General features: G+C 33.8%; 13 protein-coding genes. 10 read left to right on the top strand and 3 right to left on the bottom strand.

Annotated features, from left to right (window positions below):
- Positions 1-11: 11 nt before the first annotated feature.
- The gene (locus ATO12_RS25330; RefSeq protein WP_165583372.1) at positions 12-1,775 is read left to right on the top strand and encodes a serine hydrolase; all 1,764 of its coding nucleotides are present in this window, start codon (positions 12-14) and stop codon (positions 1,773-1,775) included.
- 86 nt (positions 1,776-1,861) lie between these two features.
- On the opposite strand, the gene ATO12_RS12340 is transcribed toward ATO12_RS25330, so the two are convergent.
- Positions 1,862-3,601, bottom strand: a complete 1,740-nt coding sequence (locus tag ATO12_RS12340; RefSeq protein ID WP_051575802.1) for a phytoene desaturase family protein — start codon at positions 3,599-3,601, stop codon at positions 1,862-1,864.
- 287 nt (positions 3,602-3,888) lie between these two features.
- Between ATO12_RS12340 and ATO12_RS12335 the strand changes: the two genes are divergently transcribed.
- The 8 genes from ATO12_RS12335 (at position 3,889) to ATO12_RS12300 (ending at position 14,153) form a co-directional block, all read left to right on the top strand.
- On the top strand, positions 3,889-4,296 hold the full coding sequence (locus tag ATO12_RS12335) for a response regulator (RefSeq protein ID WP_034242331.1): 408 nt from the start codon (positions 3,889-3,891) through the stop codon (positions 4,294-4,296).
- A 263-nt stretch (positions 4,297-4,559) separates the two neighbouring features.
- A complete protein-coding gene (locus ATO12_RS12330) occupies positions 4,560-5,105 on the top strand; it encodes a heme NO-binding domain-containing protein (protein WP_034242330.1) in 546 nt (181 codons plus the stop codon).
- Positions 5,098-6,693, top strand: a complete 1,596-nt coding sequence (locus ATO12_RS12325) for a sensor histidine kinase (protein ID WP_034242329.1) — start codon at positions 5,098-5,100, stop codon at positions 6,691-6,693. The genes ATO12_RS12330 and ATO12_RS12325 overlap by 8 nt, the downstream gene beginning before the upstream one ends.
- Before the next feature lie 5 nt (positions 6,694-6,698).
- Entirely contained in the window at positions 6,699-7,835 is a 1,137-nt protein-coding gene (locus ATO12_RS12320; RefSeq protein ID WP_034242328.1) for an FIST signal transduction protein, read from the top strand.
- A 1-nt stretch (position 7,836) separates the two neighbouring features.
- Positions 7,837-8,892 carry a sensor histidine kinase gene (locus ATO12_RS12315; RefSeq protein WP_034242327.1) on the top strand — a complete coding sequence of 352 codons (1,056 nt, stop codon included), beginning with the start codon at positions 7,837-7,839 and terminating at the stop codon, positions 8,890-8,892.
- Between the two features lie 3 nt (positions 8,893-8,895).
- Positions 8,896-9,216, top strand: coding sequence for an Hpt domain-containing protein (locus tag ATO12_RS12310; RefSeq protein WP_034242326.1), 321 nt, complete (start codon positions 8,896-8,898; stop codon positions 9,214-9,216).
- 22 nt (positions 9,217-9,238) lie between these two features.
- Positions 9,239-9,970 (top strand): LytR/AlgR family response regulator transcription factor, encoded by a 732-nt coding sequence (locus tag ATO12_RS12305; RefSeq protein ID WP_034242325.1) that lies wholly within the window; start codon positions 9,239-9,241, stop codon positions 9,968-9,970.
- A gap of 157 nt (positions 9,971-10,127) precedes the next feature.
- Complete coding sequence (locus ATO12_RS12300; protein WP_034242324.1) at positions 10,128-14,153, top strand: DUF6923 family protein; 4,026 nt, start codon at positions 10,128-10,130, stop codon at positions 14,151-14,153.
- 310 nt (positions 14,154-14,463) lie between these two features.
- Here the strand turns inward: ATO12_RS12300 and ATO12_RS25685 are convergent, their stop codons facing one another.
- Both ATO12_RS25685 and ATO12_RS12295 read right to left on the bottom strand, forming a co-directional pair.
- Entirely contained in the window at positions 14,464-14,619 is a 156-nt protein-coding gene (locus ATO12_RS25685) for a bacteriocin-like protein (RefSeq protein ID WP_131248826.1), read from the bottom strand.
- Positions 14,620-14,825: 206 nt separating this feature from the next.
- Positions 14,826-16,832: a tetratricopeptide repeat protein gene (locus ATO12_RS12295; protein ID WP_240486129.1), complete on the bottom strand. Its 2,007-nt coding sequence runs from the start codon at positions 16,830-16,832 to the stop codon at positions 14,826-14,828.
- 638 nt (positions 16,833-17,470) lie between these two features.
- Here ATO12_RS12295 and ATO12_RS12290 point away from each other — a divergent pair.
- On the top strand, positions 17,471-18,277 hold the full coding sequence (locus ATO12_RS12290; RefSeq protein WP_034242322.1) for a glycosyltransferase: 807 nt from the start codon (positions 17,471-17,473) through the stop codon (positions 18,275-18,277).
- Positions 18,278-18,335 lie beyond the last annotated feature (58 nt).

The following is an 18,335-nucleotide window of genomic DNA, read 5'->3' as shown; positions in this document are numbered from 1 at the left end:
AAAATATGATTATGGAAACTCAATCAATTGCAAAAAACTTGGTGTATCAGCGAAAATTAAAAGGATATACTCAAGAAGAATTATCAGAAAAAACACAAGTTACCATTCGTACTATTCAGCGTATAGAAAAAGGAGAGGTAACTCCGCATCTTCAAACTGTAAAATTATTAGCTGCTGCATTAGACATTGAAGTGAACGAGTTATTGATATTAGAAAACCCAAAGGAAGAGACAATACAGAAAAAATGGCTCATCTTATTACACGGCACTCCTATTTTAGGCTTTATAATACCACTTGCGAATATACTTTTTCCTTTATTCATTTGGATTCATAAGCGAGAAGATAACGAGCTATACAACCGTCACGGTATTAAAATCATTAATTTTCAGATAACAATGAGTATACTATACATACTCTCATTGATAGCTCTTTTAATTGTCGAAAAATGGGGGTTTTTCTTTTTTATATCTGTAATCCCATTTAGTACTATTTGTATGTTATTTAATATAATAAGAGTTGTGAATTCGCAAAAATGTTATTATCCATTATCATTTCCGTTTCTAAACAGTATCAAAAAAGCTGAATCTAAAAAAATGATAGTTGTACTATTGATAAGCTTGATGTGTTTTGCAAGTTGCACTAAAGCGAGAGCGCAAAATATTGTACGATTAGACGGAACTGAAATAGCTAAAGACTCGCTAACAATTCAAATTAATCGACTTATCAAAAATGCAAATATCCCTGGGATTGCAGTTACTATTTTTAATAACAATGAAGTTGCCTATAAGAAGGTTTTGGGGTATAAAGATTATGAAAAAAAATTACTTCTAAATGGTGTTACTAATATCTACGGAGGCTCTTTTAGTAAAGCAGTTTTTGGTGTACTCGTCATGAAATTGGTAGAAGACGGTATTATTGATCTCGACACGGCTTTAGAATCTTATTTACCAAAAAAAATATACGAATACAAACCTCTTACACGTTGGCACGATGATTTTTCTGCCTTAAAAAACGATAGTTTATATCACAAAATAACAGCTCGTATGTGTTTGACGCACACTACAGGTTTTGCAAATTCTAGATGGATGGAATCAGATCATCAACTTCGTGTAAACCTAGAACCAGGAACCAGATATAGTTATTCTGGAGAAGGATTTATTTACCTGCAAGTCGTTTTAGAAAAAATAATGGGGAAGAATCTGGAAGAATTAGCACAGGAAATAATTTTTAAACCATTAAACATGGATCACTCCAGTTATCAATGGTCACCATCATTCGAAGACAATTTTGCATATGGTCATACTATCACAGGTGAGCGTTTTAAAAAAGATATAGACAATGAGCCGAGAGGCGGTAGTACATTAGAAACTACTCCAGAAGATTATTCAAAATTTCTTAAAGCTGTATTGCAAAACAAAATTATCACACAAAACTCTTGGAACGAGCTGTTTAAACCACAATTTAGAATTCGTTCTATCAAACAATTTGGACCACTTGCTCTAAAAGATTCTACACAAAATGATGCTATTGAGTTAAGTTATGGATTAGGCTGGGGTGTTTTAAAAACTCCATATGGTTTTGGAGCATTTAAAGAATGTCATGGCAATGGGTTTCAGCATTATTCAATTATATTTCCAGAAGCTCAAAAAGGTATTATGATAATGACTAATAGTGATAATGGAGAAAGTATCTTTAAAGAATTATTAGAAATATCAATTGCAGATACATATACACCATGGTATTGGGAAAATTATATTCCTTATAATAACAAGTAAAAAAATAAGGAGAATTGACTATTAGCATTATCCCGATTAAGCTCTATAACTTAATTGGGATAACGTTAATGTATCTCTAGTGAAGATTACTTTTCTCTCAGAGAAGAAAATCTATTATCATCGGTAGCCAAACGTGCCTTTTTAACTTCTATTTTGCGTAGCATCCAATCTGGATAATCAGAAGGATCTTCGGCATCATAAATACGAACATCCTGGTTTAGATCTGCATCTGGTTGAATAAGATCATCTTGTCTACATTTAAGAATTATCGCCGCTGTTTGAACTCCAGAATAACTTGCTCCTGCTACTCCGTGAGATGCAATACTGGCACCACAGAGGTATAAATTTTCGATCTCACTTTTTGGTTTATACGCCAATGGGCCAATATGACGCAAACTTTTTTCGGTACCATATACACAACCATTAGTAGAATTTATATAATACTGATTGGTTATTGGGGTTCCCAGTTCTTTTTGTACCACGCGATCACTAATCCCGGGAGCCACTTTTTCCAGGCTATTCATAAACTTTTGAGTCAGTTTTTCTTTGAACTGCAGATATTCTTGAGAGCGTTCTTTATTCTCATTTTCGAATCGTTCAAAAGCTTTATAATTAATATAGGTAATCACTTCAATGGTATGATATCGACCATCATAACTTATAGGATCTTTAAGCGTTGTACAGCTTATAAAAAGGCCTGCAAATTCTTCGCCTTCTTCGATATCTACTCTTTGCATTTCTGCAAACTGCTCATCCATATCTGCATTTTTGGGCATCATCCAAATATTACCAGAATCCAGTCCTGCTTTTCGAAGGTCCATATCTACTGTCAAAAACAGCATCAATGATGTACACGAATATTTCGTTTTATTAAGTTTCTTTAATAATCTGCGACTTATATTCTCCCGGCCTACCATTTCTAAATAAGTTTTTCCCGGATCTGCATTAGAGATGATCCTTTTGGCAAAAATTCGCTCTCCACTTTCGAGTTCGACTCCAATAGCTCGTTTTTTCTTTTCTCCTTCTAATAAAATACGTTTTACACTTTGCCCGGTACGTACTTCACTACCATGTTTCTTGATCGCATTAGTCATTGCCTTTACTATGGCTCCTCCTCCACCCATGGGATAAAAACCACCGTCAAAATAATGATCCATTACTGCACAATGCAAAGGAAAACTTGCTTTACCTGGTGGTAATCCATGATCTCCATATTGTATATTGAGTATCGTTTTGAGCAATGGGTTTTTAAGATACCAACCGATCACTCTTTTTAGGCTAAATAATGCATATTTACCCATATATTTTGTTCGAAAAGGAATCGTAACATGATCCCAAAAGCCTTTTATTTTGGGGATTAATTGTATTTGTCGACTCACTGTACGAACCATAGTGAGGTATTTTTTAATATCCTTCTTTTCTTCGGGAAAACGTTGTGATAACGAGTCGCATAATTCATCAAAATTGGCAGGAAAATCAAAACGTTCATCCCCAATCCAGCAATGCTCGTATGCCTTTGTATTCATCCTAAAAAAAGCGAGATCATTTGCAATCTCCAGTCCTTCATAAAGCTCGCTTGTCGATTGTCCCTTATCCAACAATCCTACATAATGCACTCCAGGTGTAAACCGATATCCATTTAGGTAAAAACTATGGCACCACCCCCCGGGTACATCATGTTGTTCGAGAACTAATACCCGTTGGCCACTACGAGCCAAACAAATTGCAGAAGCAAGCCCCCCTACTCCAGAACCAACAATAATGGTATCAATTTCATTTTCAACTTGTAATTTTAGATCTGTTGTTTCTCGAGGGTTGTCTTGCATTATTTATACTAAAATGAAGGATTAACTTTTTAATTGTTTTGTAATGATACAACTATATTTTCAGAAGTGACTAATGAACGTATCCAGAGTATTGCTTTTATCTGTAAAAGATACATTTTTACTCTTCAGTATTGCTATTTTTTCAATTCCCATTTATCTATAAAAAATTACCATTCGTCTACACTAAAAATACATTTCAACGAAAGTAGTAATAAAATTATCCCTAAAAAGGAGACCTTTAGTGTTGTTAAAGAACATTTTTTAACCTAACTTAAAACACTGAAAAGATGAGTTTGACTTTTTTATTAATAGATGATGATGAAATAGAACGGCTAAAATTTGCCAGAGTTTTGGATAAAAATGACTATCCTCACAAAATTATAGAGGCCAAAAATGGTGAAGAAGCTTTAGATGTTTTAGCGCAAAAGGATCAACAACCCGATATTATTTTCCTTGATCTAAACATGCCTAAGATGAACGGTTTAGAGTTTTTAAAAGAGTTAAAAGCAGATACATCATTACAATATATACCGGTGATCATTTTAAGTACATCTAATAATCATCAAGATCTTAAAGAAGCTTATGAAATTGGAGCTGCTGGTTATATTGTAAAACCTCTAAAGTATGAAGAATACACGCATAAAATAAAATGTTTAATCGAATACTGGAGTGTTAATGAACTTTTAAAAGCATAACGGTTATCTTTATAAACCTCAAAAAATAATATGGATATGAAATAGATACTTTTTTAATGTAAATATATTGTCACTATAGGAGTTCTTATCCGTTTTTATACCCCCAGAAGAAAACATCAGTTTGAGTTAAACTAGTTACAACTCAAAACACTGAGAGTTACCCCTATATCGTTTTCTTTCAAGATCACACAAAATCACTCAAAGCTATAACGCAACAGTATTTTTGAGGTATAAAAACATCTAACCAAAAAGTTTTTAAAAGAATGAAAGGAATAGTATTTACAGAATTTTTAGAATTAGTCGAAGATAAATTTGGATTAGCAGTGGTTGATAAAATTATTCAACAGTCTAATCTACCCTCTCAAGGAGCATACACTGCTATAGGCACCTATGATTTTTCTGAAATGCTGGGATTGTTAAAGCATCTTAGTGAACATACAAAACTAAGTATCGACGACCTTCTTCTTACATATGCCGAACATTTTTTTTCTGTTTTAGCTAGTAGCTATCCCGATTTAATTAACAAGTACAATGATCCCATAGAAATGCTATCTTCTATCGAAAATCATATTCATGTCGAAGTTCGTAAAATATACCCCGATGCAGAACTTCCTACTTTTGAAATACAAGAGAAAACAGCTACTAAACTGGTGATGATTTATAAATCCAGTAGAGCTATGTATAGTTTCGGACTTGGATTAATGCGTAAAACTTTTGAGCATTTTGATGCTACAGCCAAAATCACTCTAGAAAAACTCACATCGGATGGAACGGAAGTAAAATTTAGTATCGTGAAAACAAATGAGTAGTGAGGACATCGAAATACTAAAAAGAGCTATACAAAGAGAAAAATTAGCTCGAAAACAAGCAGAAAAAATTCTTGAGGATAAATCCCGGGAACTTTATCTCATCACTCAGGAATTAAAGGAAACCAATGAAAAATTAGAAGAACAGGTAGGTACAAAAGAATCTGAGCTACAGGGTGTATTTGATAATTTATTAGATGCCTACGTTAGAATGGACATTTTTGGTAATGTCCTGGAGATGAACTATGCTGCTAGAAATTTATTTGGATATGATATCGCCGAAGAAAAACTAAATGTCGTAAAACTTATTTATAAAGAAGATTATAAATATGCCATGACTTCTTTTCAGGAATTGGTTACCAAAGGTTCTTTTTCTGATTACCAGGCCCGGGTATATACAAAAGAAAATGGAATACGCACCGTTCATATCAATGCTAGTCTTATTTATGATAAAAACAAGACTCCTATAGGGGCACAGGGTATTGTAACAGACATTACAGAAGAACTTAAACAGAAACAAATATTCGAAGAACAGAAAAAACAACTATCTGTTATTGTCGAAAACTCATCTTTAGGAATTGTACTTGCTCAATTTGGTAAAATAGTTCAAACCAATAAGGCATTTCAAAATCTATTGGGGTATACCGCAGAAGAACTCCTGAAAAAAGAAGTTAAAGATATCTCTATAAAAGACGAATATGAAGCTGTAGCCGAAAATTTAGAAAAGATGAATACAGGAATAATCGATAGTTTTTCGGTAAACAAAAGATATATAAAACACAATGGTTATTCATTTTGGGCCAAAACCAATATCGCAGCAGTAAGAGATCATGATGGAAATATTAAATACCAGGTTGCATTTATAGAAGATATAACAGAACAATTAAAAGTAGAAAAACAAAGAGATCAATTAGTAAAAAACCTAGAGAAAACAAATCAGGAACTTAAGGATTATGCTCATATCGTTTCTCATGATCTAAAATCACCATTACGAAGTATTAATGCCCTTGTAAACTGGATTAAAGAAGACCATGTTGATACACTTGATAAAACCGGGGTACACCATTTTACCATGATCGAAAATACACTCGAAAAAATGGAAACCCTTATCAATAATATTCTTAGCTATTCTAGTGTAAGTAATAAAGAAAACTTACAAACCAAAGAAATAGATCTTAATATACTTATAGATGACATAAAAAATATCATTCTGATTCCTGATCATATAAAAGTTGCTATTAAAAAGAAACTTCCTGTAATCAATGGTGATACGACCAGAATACAACAGCTTTTTCAGAACCTAATTGGTAATGCTGTTATTTATACCGATAAAGAAATCGGAAAAATAGAAATTGATTATGAAGACAAAAAAACACATCACCTCTTTAGCATTAAGGACAATGGTGTTGGTATAAAAAAAGAACATCACGAAAAAATATTTAAGATGTTTCAATCTGTAGGAGATAATGAAAACTCTTCTGGAATAGGGCTTGCCATTGTAAAAAAAATAATAGATCTGTACGAAGGTGATATATGGTTAGAAAGTAAATTAGGTAAGGGCACAACATTTTACTTCACATTAAAAAAATAGGACCTATGAGATTTCAACAATTCGAAAAGAAAAAAAATCAAGATTGGACTGCTGTTGTAACGACAGAAAAAAAGCTAAAAAACCCTTTAGTTTTGGTTTTCGGGAATCGATATGAATTAGAGAATCCCGAAGTTTATAATGATGTAAAAAAACTATTCCCGGATGGAGAAATTGTTATCGGCTCTACTGCCGGTGAAATTATTGGGAGTAGAGTTCTTGATGATTCGATAACATTAACCGCTATAGAGTTTGAAAAAAGTACCTATGCCATATTTCGAGAAAATAGTATCGATAATAATAAAGATGCAATACAACTAGGAAACAAACTGATTCAAAAAGTACCCAAAGAAGGCTTAAAGCATATTTTTATTGTTTCTGAAGGCAGTTTTGTAAATGGTTCGGCCTTAATTGAAGGTCTTGAAACAAGGATCGACGATATTGCCATTACAGGAGGGCTCTGCGGGGATGATTCGCGATTTGAAAAAACAATATCGGGATATAATGAGAATCCTAAAGAAGGAGAGGTTATCTTAATTGCCTTTTATGGTGAGTCTCTAGAGATTAGTTATGCCCAGTATGGAGGATGGACTCCGTTTGGGCCAGAACGAATTATTACAAAATCTGATCAAAATGTACTGTATGAATTAGATCATCAACCTGCTCTGGACTTATATAAAAAATATCTAGGAGATAAAGCGGCAGAACTCCCTCAATCTGCATTATTATACCCACTTAGTGTTAAATCCAAAGATAAAGAAGAACCCATTGTAAGAACCATTTTATCTATCGATGAAAAAAGCAATACGATGACCCTGGCAGGAGATGTCCCAGAGGGAGCTGTTGTTCAATTAATGATGGGACATATTGATAATATTGTAGATGGAGCCCTGCAAGCTGCAGAAATAGGAATGAAAGACAGAAAACATAAACCCGAATTAGCAGTATTGGTAAGCTGTATTGGTAGAAAATTGGTTATGGATCAACGTGTAGAAGAAGAAGTAGAAGAAGTGATAGAGGCTATTGGCGCCCAGGCTACTGTAGCCGGTTTTTATTCCTATGGTGAACTCTCTCCTTTTGAAGGAAAAAACTCGAACTGCGAACTACACAATCAAACAATGACCTTAACTTTATTTAGTGAATAATATGCACTCATTATTGACCAGACAAATCAAAAAGCATTTAAATATTGAGAATACAGAATCTCATAAGATTGCGCAATTTCTTGGGGCGGTTGATAAATCTTATCACAATTTTGAAGATCAACTAGGGATGTTACAAAGGGCAATGTCTATAAGTTCTAAAGAACTGTTTGATGCCAATCAAAAGCTTCAGCAGGAAGCAGAACAACAAAAAAAGGTGATTGCCAGTTTAACGGATGCTACCAGGATTCTACAATCCATAACTTTCAAAAATATGAAAGAAGGTAAAAATGGAAACGAACTCTCGGGAATCGAACTTGCCGTAATGATAGAAGAGCAAGCGGTTCAAATTTCAAAAATCGAGAAACAAAGAGAATTACTACTCAAAGATTTAGAAAAAAGTAATAAAGAACTTAATGACTATGCACATGTAGTATCTCATGATTTAAAATCCCCATTGCGAAGTATCAATACGCTCATTAACTGGATAAAAGAAGATGCTAACGGAGAACTTAAAGCGCCAATACTAAAGAACCTGGATTTAATAGATCAAAATATTGAAAAAATGGATAATCTAATTAGTGGGATTTTAGAGTATTCTATAATTAGTGATAAATCAAGAAATTTAGAATCTGATATTGATGTAAATACCTTAATCGAAGATATTACACATCTCATACACCCTCCTGATCATATAACCATTAGTATACACAACAAGCTTCCTGTTATATATGCAGATGTATCGCGAATTAAGCAAATATTTCAGAATTTAATGAATAATGCGATACAAGCAATAGATAAGGATAAAGGAGAGATTATCGTGATATATGAAGAAATCCCCGATTTCTGGAAATTCGGGATTAAAGACAATGGAAAAGGAATTTCTAAAAAATATCACAACAAGATATTTCAGATATTTCAGACGCTTGATGATGAAAAAAAATCAACCGGTATTGGATTATCGATCGTAAGAAAAATAGTAGAATTTTATAATGGTAACATCTGGATCGAATCTGAAAAAGGACACGGAACTACTTTTTATTTTACACTAAAAAAATAAGGCATGAACGAATCTCCAAATCTCATATATATAAAAGAACTGGCTGCGGGTTCTGAAGCTTTTGAACAAAAATTAATTGGTATTGTAAAGCGTGAATTTCCTGATGAAAAAGACGAATTCCTTAAAAACTATACCTCAAAAGCATATACTAAAGCAGCAGAAAATGTGCATAAACTAAAACATAAAATCGGAATGTTTGGTTTTGAAGAAGGGTACCAAACTGCAATAGATTTTGAAGAAGAGCTAAAAAGCAGTAACACTTCGCTATATTCAAAATTTATATTAATTTTAGAATCCATAGAGCATTTCCTTAAAACACTTTAAAATCCTTAAAAACCAACTTACTATGAATTGCATAATTATAGATGATGAAGAAACCGCAAGAATGATTATTCAACAACTTTGCTCGCAGGTTGATGAACTTAATGTGATTGAGGATTTCCCCAATGCAATTCAGGCTATTAAATTCTTAAACAAAGAAGAGGTAGATCTTATATTTCTGGATATCCATATGCCCGATTTTACAGGTTTTGACTTTATTGATACCTTAAAGAATCCGCCAAAGATAATCTTAACCACTTCTGACAAAAACTTTGCTTTAGAAGCTTTTGAATATGATTGCATCGTAGACTATTTGGTAAAACCGATAACCTTACCCAGGTTTCTTAAAGCCATACAAAAGGCAGAGAGTGCTACCACCGTTGCTACAACAGAAACCGCAACAGAGACTGCTACAGAACCGTCATCAAACACATCTTCTTCTGAAGAAAATGAGCTTTATATTAATATCGACAGAAGACTAATAAAGATTAATATCCCAACTATTAATTTGATAGAAGCCAAAGGTGATTATGTATTGATAAAAACCGAAAAGCAAAATTATACAGTGCACTCTACCTTAAAAAAGGTTGAAGAAAAACTACCCACCGATCTTTTCTTAAAAGTACATCGATCTTATATCATTAATATCAAAAAAATCATTGATATAGAAGACAACAGTGTACTTATTGCAAAAGATGTTATCCCCGTAAGCCGTTCTAACCGACCAGAATTAATGAAGCGTCTTAATATGCTTTAAACTAAATTAGTAACATCTCATTGATTATCCAGTTTAAAAACTCATCTCTTCATAAAAACCATTCATCTACAGCAAATTACCACTGATCGAATAACACCGATACAAGGAGTTGATATAGATTAATTTTAGGTATCTGAAAACCTGAATTTATATCGGCATGAAAAAAATAACTACCCTTATATTTCTATTAGTAGTCTTATCTGCAAATGCTCAACAAGCCTTTGATTGTGACGAAGGTAATTTTTACCAGGTAATCTCTGGGTCTTTAAAAGCCTATGACCCCATTACTGGTTCATATTCTGAAGCACTACACACCTACTCTACTACTTATAATGCAGGAGGATATAATCCCGAAGATAATTATTTGTATGCGATTAAGAAGGGTGACAAACATCTCCTTAGAATTGCCAAAGATATGGTGATCGATCTTGGTGCTGTTGCTCCAGCAGGGACTACAGTTTTTGGCGGTGGATATGCTGCAGATGTCGATGCAGATGGAAATCTTTGGGTATACCAAAACAACACTAAAAAAACATTTCATAAAATAACGAATTTAAAAGACTATGATGGGTCTTCTTCTCCCGTTTTCGAGGTTGTAGAAGCCGATCAGACTTCGCCTAGTACTTGTGCAGATATCGCCTATATAAATGGTGCTTTTTATGGCGGAAGTAGAGGAAAATTATACAAATGGGACTTATCTTCGGGAACACCCGTATTTTCTCAAAAAGCAGTATCTAATTTACCCAGCAGTACCTTTGGTGCAGCATATACAGATGCTAATAATCGACTATATTTATCAGATAATAACGGAGGCTTATACTTAATCAATGATTACGAAAGTGCTGTCCCAACAGCCACATTACTTAATCTTACCGAAACCACAAATTCTAATGATGGTTTTAAATGTGCTAATGGTATTTCTCCACTAGATAAAGATCAAGACGGTATCTTAGATTCTATGGATGCCGATTGTGATGGTGATGGTATTTCTAACATAGTTGAGTGTAGCGGTATAGATCCTTACGGAGACGATGATGGTGACGATTTATATAATTACTTAGATGGCGATATAAGTGGTAATGGTGATAATGTAGTACAAGACGCTTTTGATAGAGATGGGGATGGCATTCCTGATTTTATGGATGTAGATTCTGATAACGACGGTATCTATGATATTGTAGAAGCAGGATTAGGTGATAAAGACACCAATAATGACGGAGTTTATAATGGATCAGACAGCAACTTTCTGGATACAGATCTGGATGGATTAGCAGATGCATTTGATCCTGATCAAGGGAATACGGTCACCCTTATAGATACAGATAATGACAATATACATGATTGCTACGATATCGATTCTGATAATGATGGGATTGTAGATATTATAGAAGGACAAAATAGTGGTAGCTATCAAGGGTTATCTAACATTGATGAAGATAATGATGGTATGGATGATGCTTTTGATCCTGATTATGCAGGAACAGTAAACGGAACCGTAAATACCGACGGTACCGATGCTTATGATCACCTGGATACCGATTCTGATAATAATGGTATATCTGATAGTACCGAAGCATATGATAGTGATGGTGATGGCGTTGCAGAAACTACATTATCGGGAGTTGATAACGATAATGACGGTTTAGATGATAGTTTTGATTTAAGAAAAAGTAGTTTTGCTCCAGAAAACGGAGGGCAAACTCCGGCGAGTTTTCCTATCCCCCAAATCTGTGACCGATATAACTACTTAGGTGATTTTTCTTCTAACGGAAAACCATTGTATTTAGACGGGCAGGATGTAGTTACCCAGGAAACTATTGATTTAGTAAATAATGCATTACCAGAAGGATATCCGGTACCTGATTTTAATCCTCATTATATTTCTTCGGGTTATGATACCGATATAGAAGTACAGGAACAAGCCGATATATGGGTTACTTTTATAGGAGAAGGAGCTGGATATAAAAACACACTAGGATTTTATACCTATGATATTAACAACCCATCACCTTCAATCCCTGCGCCAGAAGATATTACGATCATTTTCCCTAATGTATCGGCAGTAGGAAGCGGTGGTGAATTAGAAGTAGGTGATAAAGTAAAAATAGGAACTTTTCCTCCTAATACAGGAATAGGATGGGTATTGCTAGCCAATGCATGGTCAGACGGTTGTGTAGGAACAGGACACTGGCAACTACACTCTAATCCAGATTATAATCCAGAAACAGATCCTACCCTACGATATCACAATGTTTTATTATCTGATCCCGATAACGAAAGAATTATATTAGGTTTTGAAGATATTAGAAGAGATTATGCTTCTTGTGACCAGGATTTTAACGATGCCTTATTCTATATCACGGCAAGCCCTTATACAGCAATCTCAACAGATAATTGCGTAGATATCGATACTGCTACCGATGTTACTTCTGCCAATAATGGAGGATTAGAAAGTAACGGAGACTTAGCCAGCTTAATCGCTAAACGTAACTTTAGCAGAACAAAAACAAACAGTATTTTTAATACCAAAAAGAGTCAAAAAAGATTTCAGCCTGGTATGAAATCATACAAATCTGCAAACAATGAAGATTTAAGTATCTATTTCCCTAACACAGGAATATTCGGGACCGAGTCTACTTATGTATCCAGCCCAGAAGATCTATTGGGGATCACCAATGCAGAAGCTGTATTCTCTGTAGATTATTATAAAGGAAATGAAAGAGTAGCAGCAGCACTGGCAACGTCGACCAAAGGTTCTATTTATGATCATTCTAAAACCATATGTGATCGATTAAACGGCTCTAAATTATTAGATGTACGAACGGTAACTATCAAAAATCATACGCTTGTAAGTACCAGAATAGAAAGAGCTACAGGTCAAATTGAATATGCACTAACCTTTTCGGTTAAGAAAGGTGAATCTGAAAACGAGATCTATAGCTTATGGAACATCGGTAACTACCCTGATGGAGATTATATAAATTTCCAGGTGTGGGGAGGATCGGTACCACAGGTAGCTAATATTGCCAATCATATCTTAGATGCATTTACAACAGATAAACCTATGCGTAGTCACAAAGTGAGCCATAGAGTACCTACGGTATTTGTAGAAAAAGGATCATATGCAAATGGAAAACTAACCCTTAACATCATCAATAAATTAGGTGCTCATCACATGACATTTAATGGTAACATTAGAAAGACCGAACAATCAAAAGAACACAATATGGTTGAAACCGTAGCACTATCAGGAGCATACCATGAGCAAATCACTATAGCAACAGGATATTTATTTGATATCGGGTTCTCTATCAAAGGAGAAAACTCTACTCAATTAGATGCACTATACCTGGCAGATGGTCCCTGGGGTATTGATTACCAGGAGCAGGGAGTTGTAATCGAGAATTTTGAAGTTACAAAACATGATGCAGCAGCACAGAAAAATGAATATACTATAGAACGTAATGCATTGGTACAGGGCGAAGTAAAAGAAACGCTAAATCTTTTTAGAAATATCCTTGCCGGTGAACTTACACTAGCCGTATCTGACTACGATGCTGTACAGTTCGAAATGTATAACGATAGAGATGTAGAGGTAATATTAGTAACCGATGGCCTTACAAACTGGAGTAATAGGCTTAGATATAGAATTGCCGCTACCGATAAAAAAACAACACATACTCTTTCATTTGCTGATTTCACAAATGGAAATAAAGAAAATGAAACGTTCGAAAAAGTAAGAAGCATTGTATTCTCGGTACAGGGAGATTATCAAAACTTTGCTCCATTTCATGTAGAGGTATCCGATCTGGCATTTACCAGTACGACAACAATCGATCCAGAGCTAGATCTCGAAACACCAGCTGTGGTAACAGAAGATGAAGAAGAAACTAATGATGACCAAATCGCACAGGTAGCAACCGATGAACCAATCGCAGTAACTACGCTTTCTAATTATCCTAATCCTTTTAGAAACAAAACTACGATTAGAGTACCGGGTACACACCAGGCAATAGAAATGGTTGTTATCGATATGATAGGAAGAACAGTACGACAAGAACGTATGACACTACATAATAACAGCATAACTTTTGAAACCAAAAGCCTTATCCCCGGGGTATACTACTACATCTTAAGAGGTGATAACAAACAAAAATATAAAGGCAGTTTTTTAATCCGATAATAAAGTATACCATTTAGCACTTATGTTTACACTAAATGGTATTAGGTTAAGTTCAGGATTTGGGTAATAGCGGGGATGATGTCATGGTTGTCCTCGCTATTTTTTTTTAACCCGAATAATCAATGTCGTTTGGTTAAGGATAAGGTTAAAAATTTCTTGTCACACTAAGCTTGTCGAAGTGCAATTAAAAACAACCCAATGGCGCAGATTTGTAACCCATAAAACCTACCATAACAAAAAAAACAGTCACATTATAAGTGACTGTTTTTCTCTAAAGAATATAATAAAGAGGTATGCTGGTTCTTTACCATTAATGGATAGCCATTGCTGCATACATTATATTTAGCATATAACATTGCGGGCATAAAAAAAATGGAATAGGTTCTGGTTGTCGATCATCACCTCCCCCATTGATTTTGGATAATTCTTTTCTATCTAACTTCTTAAAATTTTTGAGATTGTTCATAATTATTATTGGTTTATACATTTTTATAGAACGCTTAACCTGCGTTTCTAAGCGTAGTATAAACCTAATACCAAAATGTTGTTTGAATGTCCGAAATGTTTGAATTTCAAAAAATTCGGACTTTTTAGCTAGCGTTTTTATAAATATTAATTATAATTCATGGGAGGTTGCGTAACTTGGATAGCGGATGTAAGATATAATCTGCGTTATTTTTGTAACTCCATAATCTTTTTATCAAAAATTGGTTTTCTTAAGAAATACCATTTTAGTCTAAAACCAAATTCTATATACTCAAAACCTGCTGCCGTAGCCGAAGCGATATTACTATACTTGCCATAAACATCTGCTTTAAATCGTTCTGAAAACCGATATCCAAATTTTCCTTCTGCTCTAAAAGTAGATGAACCGGGATCGTCTTCTACAAATTGTCGACCCAAAGCTGCACTTGCATTATAAAACCATTTTTTTTGTGGATCACTTACTACTTCTGCAAATAACTCTCCCAAATTAAATCGTGCAGGGCTAAAATAAATTGCAGGTACTTGATTCTTAAAAGAAAGGTATTGATAATTAATCCCTACTTTTAGAACAGGTCGTTGTAGTGCCGTATAATATAAAGAGGTAAAAAGTAGATTTCTGCTATTATCATCGGTTTGGGAAGTATAAATATACTGGGTATACCATCCCAAATTAAAATTGGTGCTAAGATTATAATTCAAAAAGTAATTATTCATTACAATCTCCCGGTTTAATAAATCTGCATTAAAATTTTGTAGCTCTCTCTTATATCCAACATCTAAGTTTTGAAGTTTAAAAGGTTTGGTTTTTACTACCGCCTCGGCAACCAATTCTGTATATTCTGTTGTAAACCCATCGGCATTAGTGATTCCTATTTTGGATTGTAGAGCAACTCTTCCATTAAATGTATACAATGCCCCTAGCCAAAAATCATGAGATGTAGCTTCATTTTTGGTAACTGTATTTTTAGTAGTCCTATAATCGTATTGAATTTCTGATTTAAATTTGGCAGATAAAGGAATCTCGGTCTTTACTGTAATATTTACAGCTTCATTATCTCCATTATCAAAAGTGAATGCTGTTTTCTCTTCGATAAAAGGTGTATGTGATTTCTTTAACGTCTTTATCAGTTTTTCGGCATCTTGCTGCTTTGGGTAGTATTCTAATGTTTTAAAAGTATATGTATAGGATTTCATATCCTCTCCTACTGCTCTATAAGCATTTGCTATTCCTAAATTACCATCAAAAGATCCCTTATCTTTTTCTAATATCGCATCGTATTGTTGAAGACTGGTTTTAAAATTACTAGTATACATACCATGAGTAGCCCGTAAAGCCAATACCCTTGGATGATCTGGATATAATTGCTGCAATCGGGCAATATCTTCTTTTGCGGCAGTAAACTTCCTGTTCCATAATAGCGCTTGTATATATCGTTCTCGTGTAGATAAGTAGAGTTCTTTATCTTCTTTAAACTTTTCTACTTTATGCAGTGCCATACGGGCTATACCTAATGCATTTTTCTCTTTATATTTTTTATGCGCTACCAGGGCCAGGCCATTTAGCGATACAATACTATCCTTAGGATTAACTGCCAAAGCAGTATATGCTTTTTCTGCATTATCCAAGTCATTGGTCATTAGATACAGGTTTGCTTTGTTTAACTGGGTATCTTTATCATTGGGGTAATCAACCAGGTTTTGATCTAATAGTGCAATGGCCTCATCATATTTTTTGTCCTGTGCAATGGTATTGGCATACCCCAAACGAATAAATTTGCGAGATAATAAAGCATTAGGGTTTCCTTCTTGTAATTGTAATGCATTGTTAACCATCTTTAATGCATTTTTGTATTTTTTGAGATTAGAAAGTGTGTTTGCGTACCCCAATACTGCAGGAAAACTTGTGCTATCTTCTTTAATCAATTTTTCATAAAACGTTTCGGCTTTGGTAAACTGGCTATCCCAGAGTAATGATTCGGCATAATTTAGTTTGATTTCGAAATCATTCGGGTATTCTTTTTTTAGTTCTGTAAAAATAGATACTGCCTGTTGCGAGTCTCCTAATAACCCCACTGCTCTACCATAACACAAACGTGCCGTTTTGTTATCGGGATATTGTTTTAAAATTGTATCAAAAAAAGATTTTGCTTTATCATAGTTACCGGTTTCTAAATAGGTAAATCCTTCTTGCATGTCTTGTGCAAATAGAAGTGAAAATGAGAACAAAAATAAAAGGCTAATAAAAAATGACTTTAAGTGCATTATTTTGTGTAATAGTTGATTAACATCGTTAAAGTAAGAATAACTAAAAAAACAGCAGTCAAAAACTTAATAAGTTTTATAAAAATAATAGCTCTATCCGGGATTCATTTAAGAAAAAATGTATCGACATTAACATAATTTTAAATAATTAAGGAATAAAACAGGGGAAAAACCCCCTTTTTTTAACATTAAAATAATCGAAAAATCATTTTTTTCTTTAACACTTGTAGTATTTCACCTTCTTTTTTAAATCAAAAAATGTTAAAATTTCAGTAAAAAATGTCGATTAACCGACGAAATACACTGTTTTTGGCATTTGCGTAAATATTTTGTGGTTTTACCATAACCAAATTTCAAAAACCGGTATTACTTTTACAACGAGTTGATAACTAGCGCTTAGCATCAATTCGAGATTAAAGTAAATTCGTCAAAATGTAAAATAGTCTTCAAAAATCCCCAGAAGAATGTTTAACATATTTTAAAAGATTGAGGTCTAAAAAAAATAAAGACAAGTATTAAAAAACCAATACTTCTACTACCCCGGAAGTATGTCCCAAAATCTAAAAAAAATGACGAAAATTACCGGAATCATTATCCCGTGCTATAATGAATATAATAGACTGGATCAAAAAAAGTTTTGCGATTTCTTAAGCAAAAATTCAAATTACCACTTATGTTTTGTAAATGACGGCAGTTATGACGATACTTTAAAGATGTTGTGTGAGCTCAAAGAATTTGATCCACAAAGAATAGCGGTACTTGATCTAGAACAGAACCAGGGTAAGGCTACCGCAGTACAAACAGGAGCAAACTACCTGGCAGATATAGATATTATCGAAAATATTGCTTTTCTTGATGCAGACCTCTCTACTTCATTAGAAGAAATGGACAACCTGGTAAAGAAATTAGATAGTGATCCAAAATTAACCATGGTTTTTGGTTCTAGAAAAGCAGCAGAAGCAAACAATATTGACAGAAATATAATTAGAAAATTCTTATCAAACTTTGTTGGATTCTTTATCCGATTTATTCTTCAGCTTCCTATTAAAGATACACAGTGCGGAGCAAAAGTTTTTAAGAAAAGTATCATCGAAAATGTATATAGCCAACGATTTATAAGCAGATGGTTATTTGATATCGAAATCTTTCTTAGATTAAAAAAACATATAGGGTTGAAAGATTTGTTAAACTGTATTAGTGAAGAACCACTAGATAGTTGGATTGAAGTAGAAGGCTCTAAAATAACATTAAAAGATTCTTTCCTTATCCCAATCAATCTATTAATGATATGGTTTAGCTACTTCAAAATTAAAACAAATAGCAAAAGTGCTTCAGATATTTTCAACCTTAAAACCGATTACTATATGGTAAGATAACTACTTTTCTTCTTAAGCAAAATTCAATTCAAAATATATTTTAACTATCAAAAAACGT

This window comes from Aquimarina atlantica (genome assembly GCF_000626715.1).
Classification (GTDB): Bacteria; Bacteroidota; Bacteroidia; order Flavobacteriales; family Flavobacteriaceae; genus Aquimarina; species Aquimarina atlantica.
This window is presented reverse-complemented; position numbering and strand designations above follow the sequence as displayed.

Bases quoted from the DNA above. Each gene is read 5' to 3' on its own strand.
- ATO12_RS25330 (WP_165583372.1), top strand. From the start codon at position 12: ATGGAAACTCAATCAATTGCAAAAAACTTGGTGTATCAGCGAAAATTA.
- ATO12_RS12340 (WP_051575802.1), bottom strand. From the start codon at position 3,601: ATGCAAGACAACCCTCGAGAAACAACAGATCTAAAATTACAAGTTGAA.
- ATO12_RS12335 (WP_034242331.1), top strand. From the start codon at position 3,889: ATGAGTTTGACTTTTTTATTAATAGATGATGATGAAATAGAACGGCTA.
- ATO12_RS12330 (WP_034242330.1), top strand. From the start codon at position 4,560: ATGAAAGGAATAGTATTTACAGAATTTTTAGAATTAGTCGAAGATAAA.
- ATO12_RS12325 (WP_034242329.1), top strand. From the start codon at position 5,098: ATGAGTAGTGAGGACATCGAAATACTAAAAAGAGCTATACAAAGAGAA.
- ATO12_RS12320 (WP_034242328.1), top strand. From the start codon at position 6,699: ATGAGATTTCAACAATTCGAAAAGAAAAAAAATCAAGATTGGACTGCT.
- ATO12_RS12315 (WP_034242327.1), top strand. From the start codon at position 7,837: ATGCACTCATTATTGACCAGACAAATCAAAAAGCATTTAAATATTGAG.
- ATO12_RS12310 (WP_034242326.1), top strand. From the start codon at position 8,896: ATGAACGAATCTCCAAATCTCATATATATAAAAGAACTGGCTGCGGGT.
- ATO12_RS12305 (WP_034242325.1), top strand. From the start codon at position 9,239: ATGAATTGCATAATTATAGATGATGAAGAAACCGCAAGAATGATTATT.
- ATO12_RS12300 (WP_034242324.1), top strand. From the start codon at position 10,128: ATGAAAAAAATAACTACCCTTATATTTCTATTAGTAGTCTTATCTGCA.
- ATO12_RS25685 (WP_131248826.1), bottom strand. From the start codon at position 14,619: ATGAACAATCTCAAAAATTTTAAGAAGTTAGATAGAAAAGAATTATCC.
- ATO12_RS12295 (WP_240486129.1), bottom strand. From the start codon at position 16,832: ATGCAAGAAGGATTTACCTATTTAGAAACCGGTAACTATGATAAAGCA.
- ATO12_RS12290 (WP_034242322.1), top strand. From the start codon at position 17,471: ATGACGAAAATTACCGGAATCATTATCCCGTGCTATAATGAATATAAT.